Genomic DNA, 14,458 nt, shown 5'->3' with positions numbered 1-14,458 from the left:
AGGAAAATCAATATCAGTGTCAGCCATGTTGTTGATGAAGTTAGTCAGAAGGAACTGCGCTGCCAAAGCGGTGATATCGATAATTTCTGGGTCTGTGTAGCCGGCAGCACGTACGGCTGCGAGTTCTTGATCGGTTACCTTGCCGCGGCGTTCTACCAGCGTTTTGGCAAATGTAGCGGCAGCAGCGCGCTTTGGATCTTCGGAGCGACCTTGGCGATTCATTGCAATTTCTTCGGCCGAACTTTTCACCAGGTTAGTCGCAATGTACGTATGCGCGCTCATGCAGTAATGGCAGTCGTTGACCTGAGTCACAGCCAAAGCAATAGCATCACGGGTTTTTACGTTCAGCGCCTTGGACATCGCACCCTGAAAACCAATGATACCTGCGAAAGTATCTGGGCTGGAAGCGAGCATACGAAACATATTTGGAATAAAACCAACTTGGCTACCAATTGCATCGAGGGTGGAGTGGGTGTTGGTGGGAGCTTGGTCGCGAGTTGGAATAGTAATACGTGCCATCTGTAGATCCTCTTTCATTTAGCCGTTGTTGGCGTGAGAGGAAGCTTATGTTTTCAACCCTGGTTTGATAATCCCCCGATATCGGGAACCACCCTTTCAGATTTCGAGAATTTAGAACTTTACCCGGCAGCATTGTATACAGACGAGGTTAGGGAAATCCTGAAAAAGACTTCCTGATTTGGCAAAATCCCCAGAACGCCTGTCGCCGAGTTTTCCGATGAAGCAAATGACCCTCGCCGATGCCGAGTACGCCGGTAAGCGCAAACAGGCCCACAAGGAACTGTTCCTGATCGAGATGGATCGGCTAGTGCCCTGGAAGCGGTTGGTCGCCCTGATCGAACCCCATTACCCAAAGGGCGAAGGCGGTCGTTCGGCCTATCCATTGATGGCGATGCTGCGCGTGCACCTGATGCAGAACTGGTTCGGCTACAGCGATCCGGCGATGGAGGAGGCGCTGTACGAAACCACGATCCTGCACCAGTTTTCCGGGCTGAGCCTGGAGCGTAGCCCTGACGAAACCACCATCCTCAACTTCCGCCGCTTGCTGGAAAACATGAGTTAGCCGCCAGGATATTAGGTGTGATCAACGGGTATCTTGGTGATCGTAGGCTGTCGTTGCGACAAGGCACCATCGTCGATGCGACGATCATTCACGCGCCAAGTTCGACCAAGAACAAAGATGGCAAACGCGATCCCGAAATGCACCAAACGAAGAAGGGCAATCAATATTACTTCGGCGCCAAAGCGCATATCGGTGTCGACGATCAGTCAGGCGTGGTGCACAGCGTGGTGGTCACAGCAGCTAATGTTGCAGACATCACGCAGGTCGATAAATTGCTGCATGGCGAGGAAAACGTAGTGTGCGCTGATGCTGGCTATACCGGAGTCGAGAAGCACGAAGAACATACAGGACGCCAAGTCATCTGGCAGGTTGCAGCCCGACGCAGCACCTACAAAAAGCACGGTAAGGGCAGCGCATTGTACAAAGCGATGCGCAGGATCGAGAAAGCCAAATCCCAGGTTCGCGCCAAGGTTGAGAATCCGTTCCGGGTGATCACGCGTCAGTTTGGTTACACCCAGGTGCGCCTCCGAGGTCTGGTCAAGAACACCGTACAGATGGTAACGCTGTTCGCCCTGTTGAACCTATGGATGGCGCGCTGACACTTGCTATCCAATGCGGGAGAGGTGCGCCTGTGATAGAATAAATGGCTGCTGCGAGGTGCTCGCAATGGCAAAAAAGCATGAGATAGACGGCAGATTTGATCCAATTTGTTCGGCTACCGTTTTTGAAAAAGCCTATGACGAAGTAGCCGGAAAACATGGGGCTACTTCAGACCATCCCTAACTCTATGTAGAGCTTGATACTTTGGCCTGAAAATTCATAAACCAGTACAGGTGAGACGGACAAGCTATTGTTAGCAGCCGTCTCATCACCTTCCCAATAGGTGTATGCTCCACTCCAATAGCCAGTTAAACGACCGACTTCGGTCTGCCACCAACTCTTGTTCCAATCGACTTGCAATCACAAACGATAGGTCATGGTGGATTAGCCAGTTTGCCCTACCGCTAACTCTACTCCAGCAGCTTGCGTGGCAATATTGTGTCCCAACAATGTGGCCGCAACCGCCTCCAGGCAAAACGAATGGTAATCCCCCCATTTCTAATACACGTCAGAGATAGACGTCAGGCCACTAAGGCCAACTTCTTTTTAGGGGTGATGCCTCCAAGTGCCATATTCGAGCGCTCGTAATTGTATGTCGAGATCCAGTGTGTGCCGTAACCCTTAACGTCCGCTATCGATTCAAACAGATAATGCCCCAGCCAGTCGTAACGCACCGTGCGGTTATAGCGCTCGACGTAGGCGTTTCGCTGCAGGTTGCCCGGCTGAATATAATCCAAGCGGATACCCCGTTTCTCGCCCCACCCAGTGAGTTTGGCACTTATAAATTCGGGCCGTTATCGCTGCGGATTGCCTGCGGGCTTCTGCGCCATTCGATGACCTGATCCAGCGCTCGCACTACACACTCAGCCGGAAGAGAAAAATCAATTTCCATGCTGCGCGCTTCCGGGCTGAAGTCGTCAATCAGATTGAAAACCCGAAAGCTGCGTCCGTCCGACAACTGATCGTGCATGAAGTCCATCGACCAGCACTGGTTGCTGGCTTGCGGAACAGCCAGTGGTTCAGGCTTTTCGCGCATGGTACGTTTGCGCGGCTTGATGCGTAGGTTCAGTTCCAGCTCGCGGTAAATCCGGTACACCCGCTTGTGGTTCCAGCGGTAGCCTTTGACGTTGCGCAGGTACAAAAAGCATAAGCCGAAGCCCCAGTTTCGCTGGTTGTATGTCAGGCGGATCAAATGATCCGCAATCTCAGAGTTTTCAGACGCCGTGCGTGGCTGATAGCGATAGCAGGGATAGTGACCACGAAAGCCAGGCACACCAGCCTGTGATGCTACACCGACCGGAACGAACAACCTCTAGTGCCATCTCTCGTCGCCTAGATTGCGTCACCACTTTTTTGCCATGGCTTCCTGGATGATCTCGGCTTTGAGGCGCTCTTCGGCGTACATTTTTTTAAGCTACCGGTTCTCTTCTTCCCGCTCACGTATACGGAGCATTAGCGAAGCGTCCATGCCGCCGAATTTGGTGTGCCACTTATAGAACGTGGCAGAACTGATGCCGTGCTCACGCCACAGCTCTGGGGCTGGGGTTCCAGCCTCTGCTCGCTTGAGAATGGCCATGATTTGACTGTCTGAAAAACGCGATGTCTTCATGCAAAATTTCCTTGATCCGGTCAGGAGAAAATTCTACTTCTGATGCGTACTTTTTTCAGGGGGATTACCCTTTCACCGCCCAGATGAGCAAGTGGCGCAGCCATGAACTCGCTACATATGGATACTTGGCTGCCTCAGAGGTTGGATCTTTCCACCAGACCTGCCAATGTGATTGGTGCACACCGCCCTAACGCAAGGAAACCACAATAAAACGCAGGATCGCCGTGTTCACTCGCAGGAACGCGTACATGGTGCCAGAGGCTCAGGTGCTGCTGGGTATTCTCAAAGTTGAAGGCGCATAGTTTTTCAATGGAAGGCAAGCTGCGTAGAGGCGGCCCCGGTTGCTGCGCTCATCAGGGGGGTGAGGTACAGCCTTCCTGACGTTGTTCACAGGTGTATGAAAAGCGGAACGCCAGGAGACGAGGCGATCTGAAGATGCGCCAGCGCTCAGCTTGAGAAACAGTCTTATTCCGACGGATTGGAGCACTAAATTTCAACGGTTTGCGACACGGCATTAATCCGGACAAACAGTCTCGCCACGTTCATTGATCATGCGTCCAACCTCCCGCGTTGACGGTACCCGATGAGACGGATTGATGGAATTCGCTTCAGCGTTTGCGAGGTTCTCTATTACTGTTAATAGAACGTGTCGTGCTGTTTCGACGTCTTGCTCCTTAAGCCCGGCCACACTCACCTCGTTGACTTCTAGCGCCAGAGGAATCAAAACATCCTTCAGCCGGCGTCCTTCCTCGGTGAGGAAAACGTGAACATTTTTTTTATTTTCCGGCCTCTGCTGTCGGGCTACGTAACCCAGTTTTTCCATCGCCTTCACCGCTGCGAAAGTCGTAGGCTCCATCAGTCCAGCCTGAGTGCTGAGCTGTTTTTGAGTCAACCCGTCTGTCTCCCAGAGGATTCGCAAGAATGCCCAATGACCAAAGGATACGCCGTGTTCAGTTAATCGCATCTGCAGCGCTCTGATCAGCGCGCGCGTTGCATCCTTGACCAAGTGAGCGAGACGATCATCAGGCACAACATCGTGCCAATGCCTGAGTATTTCCTGGGTTTCAGGTTGTTTGGGGGCCAAGGGCTTTGGTGCAGTCATATCAAGGTCCGTTCTCATCACTCGCGTCAGCGGAGTAAGCATAACGCGTTGTCGAAACACATGCGTCAGCTCATAAAATAATTAGATATCGTTCCTTTTTCATTGCGTGCAGAAAAAAATCGCCATACTATCTTAGAGACCTAATAAAAAAGCACGCCAGGCTCCCCAGGCTTTGGCTGCGCTACACAAAGTCCGAGGCGTGCACAATGACAACAACAATGACAGATGCCGTGCCCCATCTTCTCCAGCGCAACCATGAGCGCATCGATAAGATCTATAGAAAAGTCACGTTACGCTTGATGACTTTCATTTTCGTGGCTTGGGTTCTCAATTATCTGGATCGCGTGAACATCAGCTTCGCGCAGGCTTACCTGAAGCACGATTTAGGTATGAGCGATGCTGCTTACGGACTCGGCGTAAGCTTGTTTTTTATAGGCTACATCGCTTTGGAAATACCCAGCACGCTTTACCTGCAAAAGATTGGTGCCCGGTTGACGATCACCCGGATCATGATGCTGTGGGGGTTGATCTCAGCGTCCATGGCATTCATGACAACGCCCACTCAGTTCTACATTGCCCGTGCCCTGTTGGGCGCTGCCGAAGCCGGCTTCTGGCCTGGAATCATTCTTTATCTGACCTATTGGTATCCAGGTGCCAGGCGCGCTCGCATCACATTGCGCTTCTTACTGGCCATCGCCGCAGCGGGAATCATCGGCGGTCCCCTGTCCGGTTGGATACTCACGCATTTCGTTGACGTCATGGGAATGAAAAACTGGCAGTGGATGTTCATCCTGGAAGGTCTTCCTGCTGCTGTAATGGGAGTGACGGCCTACTTCTATCTGGTAGACAAACCCGAGCAGGCAAAGTGGCTCGACGACGAGGAGAAGTCCATTATTCTCGACGCGCTGGCCGCTGACCGCGCGGGCAAGAAGCCCGTTACCGATAAGCGTCATGCTGTGCTGGCTGCGCTCAAGGATCCGCGCGTGTACGTCCTTGCTGCTGGTTGGGCCACCGTGCCGCTATGTGGCACGATCCTCAATTACTGGACACCTACCATCATACGGAACACTGGCATCCAAGATGTACTGCGAGTCGGATTGCTTTCCACCGTGCCATACATCGTGGGGGCGATCGCCATGATTCTCATTGCGCGCAGCTCCGACATTCGTCTGGAGCGTCGTAAGCACTTCTTTATCAGTATCGCCTTCGGTGCCTTGGGTGCCTGCCTGCTGCCTCACGTTGTGGACTCGGCCATTATTTCAATTACTTGCCTGGCAATGATTGCAGTGTCGTACTTTGGCGCCGCAGCGATCATCTGGTCGATTCCTCCGGCTTATCTTAATGATGAGTCCGCAGCAGGGGGCATTTCGGCGATCAGCTCTCTTGGTCAGATCGGAGCGTTCTGTGCGCCCATCGGATTGGGCTGGATCAACACAGTTACCGGCAGCCTCGCAATCGGACTGACGATAATCGGGATACTGGTCCTGGCGGGGGGTTTGGCAGTTCTGATTGCGGTGCCAGCTAACGCCTTGAGCGAAAAGCCACTGACCGACGAATAGGATAAAGCAGCCTGATTGGTTGAAGCACGCCTAAAAAACGTTAGATATCTACGCAATTCTCGGTTCGTGGGCGTGCTTAATCCGCAATCCGATGTAATGAGGAAACAGCGATGAGTAGTTCCGAACAGCTCGATGATGGGTTCACAGGCCTCAAGGTGACCGCTAAATCCGAAATTGCCCGCGGCATTTTCCGCTTCGAATTGGCCCACCCGCAGGGGATACATCTGCCAGCGTTTACGGCCGGTGCGCACCTCAGGGTAAGGGCGCCCAACGGAAGCATCCGCAATTACTCATTGAGCAACGACCCGCAAGAACGTGAGCGTTATGTCATTGCGGTCAAGCGTGACGCCAACGGACGAGGCGGTTCGGTGAGCATGGCAGATGATATCAAGATAGGCGACTTGCTACCGGTGGCAACACCGCAAAATGAGTTCGAACTTACCGAGAACGCCCGGCAATTCATCTTCGTTGCCGGAGGCATCGGTATTACCCCGATCCTATCGATGATGCGTCACCTGAAGGCCAGCACCGTCATCCCCTTCAAACTTTACTACTGCACCCGTAATCCGGAACTCACCGCCTTCAGGGATGAGCTGCTGGGGGCCGAATTTGTTAACACGTCAGTCATTCACCACGACTTCGGCAAGCCAGCAGACGCTTACGATTTCTGGCCTGTTTTCGACAAACCAAGCAGCGGTACACATGTGTACTGCTGTGGCCCCCGGCCGTTGATGGACAGCGTGCTGGACATGACGGGGCACTGGCCACCCGGCTCCATACATTTTGAAAGCTTCGGTGTCGACCAGAGTCGCTTCGCCGAAAACCGGCCTTTTTCGGTGACCCTTGGCCGGAGCGGAATCGACATCATAATTCCCGCCGACCGTTCAATTCTGGAGGTTTTACGCGACAACGGTATTCGGACACCAAGTTCTTGTGGGAGTGGCACCTGCGGCTCTTGTCGTACCCGTCTGATTGAAGGTGACGTCGAGCATCGCGACATGGTGCTGCGTGAGGACGAACAGCACGATCAGATCATGATTTGCGTTTCCCGAGCCAGAAATGACGTGCTGGTACTCGACCTTTAGGCGAGACCTTTTTTACAAACGATTAGTTGAACGCTGGAGATATTACATGTTGACCCCTGAAGAGAACCTGTTGCTCTGCCGCGTCGAAGGTGACGCGCCGATGGGCCAGATGATGCGCCGTCACTGGACACCTGTGTGTTTGCTTGAAGAAGTCAGCGAGCCTGACGGCACGCCTGTCAGGGCCCGTCTGTTTGGCGAGGACTTGGTCGTGTTCCGCGACACCGATGGTCGCGTTGGTGTCATGGACGAGTATTGCCCACATCGCCGCGTATCGCTGCTCTACGGCCGCAATGAAAACTCGGGATTGCGCTGCCTCTATCATGGCTGGAAGATGGATGTGGACGGTAATGTGGTGGAAATGGTTTCCGAGCCTGCCGCCAGTAACATGTGTCAAAAGGTCAAACATACAGCCTACAAAACTCGTGAATGGGGCGGTTTCGTTTGGGCCTACATGGGACCACAGGACGCAGTTCCCGAATTTGTGCCACCGGCCTGGGCACCCCACGATAAGGTTCGAGTGAGCATCGCCAAGGCGATCATTCCTTGCAACTGGGCGCAGATCCTGGAAGGTGCCATCGACTCGGCACACAGCTCAAGTCTGCACTCATCTGACTTCGTTCCAGCACGGGTTGGAGGCGCTGAGGCGACCGCAAAAAAATGGTTACGACCTTCTACGGACAAAGCACCACGAATGCAGGTTGACCGCACCAGCTATGGCTTCCGTTATGCCGCTCTTCGCCGTCCCATTCAGAATGCAGCCACCAACGAGTATGTGCGATCTACAGTGTTCGTAGCCCCTGCAACCGCGCTGATTCCGCCGAATAACTTGTATAACGTGGCAAATATCAACGTACCCATCGACGACACCCACACAGCCTTCTATTTCATGGCCTGGGGAAATCCCGATAACACCCCGGAAACCGAAACCTGGCGCAAGTTCCTCGGCCAGCAGCCCGGCATTGATCTGGACAGCGGCTACCGTCCGCTACGTAACAACGAGAACCATTTCTGGCAAGATCGTGAAGCTATGAAGAACGGTAATTTTACCGGCATCAAAGGCTTCCCCAATCAAGATATTGCTATGTGGGTGACCATGGGGCCTATCGCCAACCGATCCGATGAGCGCTTGGGCGCCAGTGACCTTGCAGTAGTGGAGTTCCGCCGAGTGATGCTTGATGCCCTGGCAGCATTCCAAGCGGGTGATACCGCTATCGGTACGGGTGAAAAAACGATCCCTTCCAGTATCTGTTCGTTTCAAGCGATCGTGCCCAAGGACATCGACTGGCGTGAATATAAAAGTCATTACGTATGGGCTGGCGGCGATGCCAATATGGTAGCCGAGCCTGATTACGAGGTCCGTGCGTGATGGCCAGCAACGCAGAATCTTCGCGGCGGCTGCGCCTAGGCATAGTCGGTCTAGGTCGGGCATTCACCCTCATGCTGCCAACCTTCCTGGCCGACCGACGCGTTCAATTGGTGGGCGCCTGTGACCCGCGGGCGCAAGCCCGTGAGCAATTCGAAAGGGATTTTGATGCTCCTGCCTTCGAGACCATCGAAGCCTTGGCTGCCGACAGTAACGTCGACGCCTTGTACATCGCTAGCCCGCATCAGTTTCACGCTGAGCACACCCATATAGCCGCCGCTCATCGCAAGCACGTGCTAGTCGAAAAACCCATGGCGCTGTCTCTCGACGAATGCGATCGGATGATCGCCGATTGCGCCGATGCTGGCGTGAAGCTGATCGTTGGACATTGCCACAGTTTCGATACCCCCTACCTGCGTACCCGGGAGTTGATCGGTAGCGGCAAGTTTGGCGCAGTGAAGATGATTCAAGCGCTGAACTACACCGACTACCTGCTGCGTCCTCGCCGCCCGGAAGAGCTCTCCACCGCTGAAGGCGGCGGAGCAGTATTCAGCCAGGCAGCACATCAAGTAGATGTGGTCCGTTTGCTAGCTGGCAGTCGCGCTACCCGTGTCCGCGCGGCAGTGGGTAACTGGGACCGCGCCCGGCCAACTGAAGGCGCCTACACAGCCACTCTATGGTTCGAGAATGGGGCATTCGCATCCATTACCTACAACGGCTACGGACACTTCGACTCCGACGAGTGGATGGGGTGGATTGGGGAAATGGGCAAGCCAAAAAGCCCTGAAGCTTACGGCGGCGCCCGTCGATTGTTGCAGCAGGTGCAATCGGCAGATGAGGAGGCGCGACTCAAAGCTGAGAGCACTTATGGCGGTACACGCTACGTCAGCCCCTCTCCTACCGACGACGCGATGGCCTTCCAGCATTTCGGCCCGATTATTGTGTCGTGCGAAGGTGGCGACCTTAAGCCCGTGGCGGATGCCATCATGCTCTACGGCCCGAATAGTCGTAATCGACTGATGCTTGAACGGCCAGCGGTGCCGCGGTCCGAAGTCATAGACGAGCTGTATCTGGCTCTGTTTTACGGGATCACGCCGCTGCATGACGGTGAATGGGCTCGCGACACTTTAGAGATCTGCCTTGCCATGCTGCGATCCAACGAAGAACAACGCGACGTCACACTGGGTATGAATGCTGCAGTCACTCAAATTTGCGAGAACCAATTATGAACAAATTGAACCTATCCATAGCTGTGGGCAATTATGATCGCATTCGGCCATTGGTGGACGACGAAGTACAGATCGATGGGGTCGACCCAATCTTTATGCTGCAAGATCCCGAAGAGATTTTCTTTCGGGCATTTCGCCATGCTGACTACGACATCTGCGAGTTATCGTTGAGCAGTTACAGCGTTAAAACCGCAGCGGGCACCAGTCCCTATATTGCTGTCCCTGTCTTCCCATCCCGCGCGTTTCGTCACTCTTCGATTTACATCCGCAATGATCGCGGAATTGAGTCTGCGGCAGACCTCAAGGGCAAACGGATCGGGGTGCCGGAGTACCAGTTGACGGCGAACGTATGGGTTCGGCTGTTCCTGGAAGAAGACCATGGTTTGAAAGCCTCGGACGTCACCTGGGTTCGTGGTGGGTATGAAGAGGCCGGGCGTCTGGAGAAAATTGTTCTGAAGCTACCGGCAGATGTCATCGTCGAGAACGCCCCAGAGACTGAAACGCTTTCTGGCATGCTCGCCTCCGGTGAACTGGATGCCGTGATCGGTCCACGTGCACCTTCCTGTTTCACTCAAGGTCATCCTAGGGTCAGCTATCTTTATCCTGATCCTCAAGGAGCGGCCTCGGACTGGTATCGCCGCACTCAGCTATTCCCGATCATGCACTTGCTAGGGGTCCGGCGCACGCTCGCCGAGCAGCACCCATGGTTACCCGGGGCCATAGCCAAGGCATTCGAAAAGTCCAAGTCTGTGGCACTGCGCAAATTGAGCGACACCTCCGCTACCAAGGTAACGTTACCGTTTATCGAGGATCAGTTAAGAGCGGCCCGCCAATTGCTCGGTGAAGACTTCTGGTCCTATGGTTTCGAAGCAAATCGTCATGTACTCAGCCGCTTCCTAGAACGCCATTACGCAGAAGGATTGTCGTCGCGCTTACTTCAGCCCGAGGAGCTGTTCCATTCAGCTTCGTTGGAGAGTTTCAAGATTTAACGGAAGTCGTAGCGAAGGTTTAGTGCACTGAGCATGTTAATAAATTTTGTGACTGTCCCTATCGTGCGGGTAGATGGCGGTCACGATTTTTTTACATCTACCCCCCAGCGCCAGCCGCTCAACCAAGTCGATCGCCTTTTTCCACTCCTTCCCTTTCAACGAATGGAAGCATTGCAGCAAATCAGGATGACTGCTTGTAAAACACGAGAGGCAAGCCTGGATGAATCCATTTATGCAGCGGAGAACCGTGTGAAGGTACTCCTATCATTACCCTGACAGTATCTGGAGCAGACTCGACGGGGGACGTATTCTTTTTCGTACTAAACTCGCAATTATCCAACCGTCAATGGAGTTAATCGATTAGTTGTGTACCGCGTCCGCCAGCAGCTTGATGGATACCAAAAACAGGCTGAGCTGCACAATGCGGTAAAACCAAATATCGGAAATTTTCCGCGTAAGGTAAGCACCAGCCACCGTACCTATCAGAGCAAATGGGATCAGTACCATGGCATCCAACAGCGTTTCATGGGAGTACGGACGCAAGTTCTGGTAAGGAACAATCTTTGCCGCGTTGATGACCGCAAAAACAATAGTGGCGGTTCCGGCGAACTCGGCCTTGGCTAGTTTTTGCGGCAGCGTGAATATCTGAAACGGTGGCCCGCCAGAATGGGAAATGAAACTGGTGAAGCCCGCCAGCGTGCCCCAGAACCAGCCCTTGGCACGGTCTGCAGGCTGCGGTGCCCCATCGGTTGGCTTGCACAGCCACACATTCAGACAAAAGGCTACGCCCATGGTGCCGATCAGGAAGGTGACGACCTGATCCGACACGATAGATGCGGTCAGCCAACCTGCCAACACACCGACGATGCCCGCAGGGATCAGTATTCGCAGATTAGCCTTGCTAAAGTCACGCCGATACAGGTAAACCCCCAACCAATCAGAAATCACAAAGATCGGCAACAACAATGCCGCCGCCTTAACCGGCGACATCACCAGTGACAGCAGTGGCACGGCTAACATGCTGATACTAGGCAAGCCCCCCTTTGACAAACCCACCAGGAAGGCTGCAAGTACGGTTAGAAAAAAGTAGGTGTCCAGGTTCAAGGTTTAGGCGCCGTGATAGCGAGCATCAATACCAGGATCCTTTCCGGTCCCTGGCAATGCCACATGATTAATCTTGTCATTCCATCCCCAGTCTTGACTCGCTGAAATTGCGAACTTGAGCTCAGAATCTACCGTGGCCATTCCTCTCAGAACCGCAAGCCTCGCCAAATTCCTGCTTTCAACACGTTAATGGGAGTCCATCGGGCCTTGCATTACGCCGAAGCCCGGTGGAAGCCAGAACTCAGGTAGATGCCTTGGCCACCCGCACGTCGACCACAGCCTGTTCTCGAAGCCGTTCGTACTCCTGCTCAGGAACAGGAACCGCGTCGGGATTGCCCAGATCGTTCAAGGGGATTCGGGAGGTTTCTCTGGCGGTCCAGGCTGCGATTGCCGCGACCACCGTCACGCCCAGGGTGATCGCCCCGATGGTCATCGGAACGTTGACCGAACCTGGCGGAGCAACAACGACGAATAGCGCCGGAAGCATGGCTGTGGCGGCGGTGCCGAGGTTCTGGGAGATGGCCATGCCCGAGACACGGGTGCGAGTCGGGAACATTTCCGGGTAGAAACTCGGGAAAACCGCGTTGTACCCTTGATAAAGGACTCCCCACATCAACAGTGACGTCACGATCGCCAACGAGATGCTATGAACGCTGATGGCATAGAGATATACGAACGACAGCAATCCTGGAGCGAGTGCACCGATGATGATCAGCGGCCTACGGCCGAACTTGTCTGACAGGTTGCCGGCTAGCGGGGTGATGAGCACGGCGACAATATTGCCCATGACCGAGATCCATAGGTAAACTTCCTTCTCGAATCCGATGCCATAGCCCGGCTGGACCGCGTAAGCCGCTCCGAAAATCGTTGTTACCACTGGAATGACGTTCATCAAAGAACAACACATCACTCGCAGCATGTCCTTCCAGCTCTCTGTAACAACCTGAATAACCGGCGCCTTATAGGCCGCACCGCGTGCGCCCTCTTCAGCGAATGCAAGTGACTCGTCGACCTCGCGGCGGATGATGTAACCCGCGACGATGACAATGAAGCTGAGCAGGAAAGGGATGCGCCATCCCCAAGCATTGAACGCCTCAGTGGGCATGTAGTAAGCGAGTGGCAGGAAGACCGCTGCAGCGAAAATCTGTCCCGCTTGTACACCCTGCATTGTGAAGCTGGCGTAGAAACCGCGTCGGCCAAAAGGCGCGTGTTCGAGAATCATTGAGGTGGCGCCCGATACCTCTCCAGCCACTGCGAAGCCCTGTATCAGTCGTAGCAAGACGAGAAGCACAGGGGCAAGCACGCCGACCTGTTCGTAAGTCGGCAACAGCCCGACGCCCATCGTCGAAAAGCCCATGAGAAACATGCACAAGACCAGCACCTGCTTGCGCCCATGCGTGTCACCCCAGTGCCCGAGAAAGAAGGCACCAATCGGGCGAGCGATGTAACCCACACCATACGTCGCCAATGACGCGATGAGGACAAGCTTGGGATCCTTATTGGGAAAAAAGATCTGGGGAAAGATCAGCGATGCCGCTGTGGCGTAAATGAAGAAGTCGTAAAACTCCAGTGCCGATCCAATCCAGCCGCTGGCAGCAGCCTTCTTGATCTGTTGTTTCGCGCGGTGCGCATGGTCCGAGGCGTCTGCCATTATTGTCTCCAGTATTTTTATTTTGAGAGTCGGCTGATCAAGGTCTAGCGTGCGACGACAGCGAATACGCTGCCTTCGTGTGATACATCCAATGCCTTACATCTATTGATACTTCCGTAAATCATGACAACCAGCGGCCGCATCGAGTGTTATCCAGGCAGGAACAAATCGGGGGGATATTGGTGCCGCACAAAAAACGATTAAATCGCACGCGCTTTGCAGCAAACGCAGATCCCGCTATTGAGCAGCATGGGCTTTCGCCAGGATCTCGAGCGTAGTGGCCCGAAGCATGCGCGCGCGTGCCACCGGTGCAAGCAGACCAGGCAAGCCATGAAGTGGTACTTCGATGGAGATAACTGTCTCGGGGGGAAGGGCTCGTATCATCGGAATAAGATCGAGACCGCCCTTTCCGGGAGGGAGCCGCGCGCTCCGTGCCTGAAACAACAATTCCTCTTCAGAAACCGGCGCCTTTGACGGTGCATCGCAGATCTGGAAATAGGCCCACATATTCTTTGGTAGTAGCGCGAGATCCTCTGGCGTGCCGCCTGAGCGGGCAAGGTGAATCGCGTCCACTACAACCCCGCCAGCCCCCGCGGCTTCAACTACGCGACATGCGGAAGGCAGGTTCTTGATGCCTCTCCATGGCATGAACTCTAAGCCCATGAGCAATCCGTAACGTTCTCCAATAGCGCTCAGTTCGCCGAAGCGCCGAGCAACTGCAGCCTCGTCGTCGCTATCTCCAGCTACAAGTACATGCTTTGCGCCGAGCATCTCAGCAGCAGCAAGTAACGGCTCCAGGTCAGCAGGCCTGGTGCCTGGCGTAAGGCGAACCAACTCTACGTCATGTACACAGACCCCTCGGTCGCGCATCCGCGCCAGGGTGTCGCGCATCATCGGTGTATTACCAATCATGGGGTGCAGGCGCTCCTCCGTCGAAGCAGGCGCGAGCCTCATGCTGACATAGGAGAATCCGGCGTCAGCTGCGGCGTCAACCAACTCGGGAGGTGTCAGTTCGATCAAACTCAAATGCGCCAGGCAAAGTGTGTGCGACGTGCTGTTGTTCATGGTTTTAAGCTCCCTGTGGTG

10 protein-coding genes and 3 pseudogenes are annotated in these 14,458 nt (G+C 54.3%); 6 read left to right on the top strand and 7 right to left on the bottom strand.

Features of this window, described 5'->3' with window-relative positions; translation table 11 throughout:
- The coding region (locus HX812_RS30160) for a carboxymuconolactone decarboxylase family protein (RefSeq protein WP_038845055.1) at window positions 1–519 on the bottom strand (519 nt) is incomplete at its 3' end.
- Window positions 520–736: 217 nt separating this feature from the next.
- On the opposite strand from HX812_RS30160, the pseudogene HX812_RS30155 reads away from it, so the two are divergent.
- Window positions 737–1,680, top strand: a pseudogene (locus tag HX812_RS30155) (IS5 family transposase).
- Window positions 1,681–1,855: 175 nt separating this feature from the next.
- Here the strand turns inward: HX812_RS30155 and HX812_RS30150 are convergent.
- From HX812_RS30150 to HX812_RS30140, 3 genes and pseudogenes are all read right to left on the bottom strand, one after another.
- Window positions 1,856–2,152, bottom strand: a pseudogene (locus HX812_RS30150) (acyloxyacyl hydrolase); the annotation flags it as partial.
- 50 nt (window positions 2,153–2,202) lie between these two features.
- Window positions 2,203–3,290: pseudogene (locus HX812_RS30145) on the bottom strand (IS3 family transposase).
- Between the two features lie 514 nt (window positions 3,291–3,804).
- Window positions 3,805–4,392, bottom strand: coding sequence for a MarR family winged helix-turn-helix transcriptional regulator (locus HX812_RS30140; protein WP_050572493.1), 588 nt, complete (start codon window positions 4,390–4,392; stop codon window positions 3,805–3,807).
- A gap of 218 nt (window positions 4,393–4,610) precedes the next feature.
- Here HX812_RS30140 and HX812_RS30135 point away from each other — a divergent pair, with 218 nt between their 5' ends.
- The 5 genes from HX812_RS30135 (at window position 4,611) to HX812_RS30115 (ending at window position 10,617) form a co-directional block, all read left to right on the top strand.
- A complete protein-coding gene (locus HX812_RS30135; protein ID WP_235165507.1) occupies window positions 4,611–5,951 on the top strand; it encodes an MFS transporter in 1,341 nt (446 codons plus the stop codon).
- A 110-nt stretch (window positions 5,952–6,061) separates the two neighbouring features.
- Window positions 6,062–7,036: a PDR/VanB family oxidoreductase gene (locus HX812_RS30130; protein WP_038850250.1), complete on the top strand. Its 975-nt coding sequence runs from the start codon at window positions 6,062–6,064 to the stop codon at window positions 7,034–7,036.
- A gap of 46 nt (window positions 7,037–7,082) precedes the next feature.
- A complete protein-coding gene (locus tag HX812_RS30125) occupies window positions 7,083–8,402 on the top strand; it encodes a Rieske 2Fe-2S domain-containing protein (protein WP_038850251.1) in 1,320 nt (439 codons plus the stop codon).
- Window positions 8,402–9,628: a Gfo/Idh/MocA family protein gene (locus HX812_RS30120; RefSeq protein WP_038850252.1), complete on the top strand. Its 1,227-nt coding sequence runs from the start codon at window positions 8,402–8,404 to the stop codon at window positions 9,626–9,628. Before HX812_RS30125 ends, HX812_RS30120 begins: the two co-directional genes overlap by 1 nt.
- Complete coding sequence (locus tag HX812_RS30115; protein WP_038850253.1) at window positions 9,625–10,617, top strand: ABC transporter substrate-binding protein; 993 nt, start codon at window positions 9,625–9,627, stop codon at window positions 10,615–10,617. Before HX812_RS30120 ends, HX812_RS30115 begins: the two co-directional genes overlap by 4 nt.
- A gap of 360 nt (window positions 10,618–10,977) precedes the next feature.
- Here HX812_RS30115 and HX812_RS30110 read toward each other — a convergent pair whose 3' ends face one another.
- From HX812_RS30110 to HX812_RS30100, 3 genes are all read right to left on the bottom strand, one after another.
- Window positions 10,978–11,721: a sulfite exporter TauE/SafE family protein gene (locus tag HX812_RS30110; RefSeq protein WP_038850254.1), complete on the bottom strand. Its 744-nt coding sequence runs from the start codon at window positions 11,719–11,721 to the stop codon at window positions 10,978–10,980.
- 241 nt (window positions 11,722–11,962) lie between these two features.
- Window positions 11,963–13,372 (bottom strand): MFS transporter, encoded by a 1,410-nt coding sequence (locus HX812_RS30105; RefSeq protein WP_038850255.1) that lies wholly within the window; start codon window positions 13,370–13,372, stop codon window positions 11,963–11,965.
- A gap of 237 nt (window positions 13,373–13,609) precedes the next feature.
- Window positions 13,610–14,437 (bottom strand): sugar phosphate isomerase/epimerase, encoded by an 828-nt coding sequence (locus tag HX812_RS30100; RefSeq protein ID WP_038850256.1) that lies wholly within the window; start codon window positions 14,435–14,437, stop codon window positions 13,610–13,612.
- Between the last annotated feature and the right edge of the window lie 21 nt (window positions 14,438–14,458).

It is taken from the genome of Pseudomonas sp. IPO3749, assembly GCF_013386605.1.
GTDB lineage: Bacteria > Pseudomonadota > Gammaproteobacteria > Pseudomonadales > Pseudomonadaceae > Aquipseudomonas > Aquipseudomonas azotoformans_A.
This window is presented reverse-complemented; position numbering and strand designations above follow the sequence as displayed.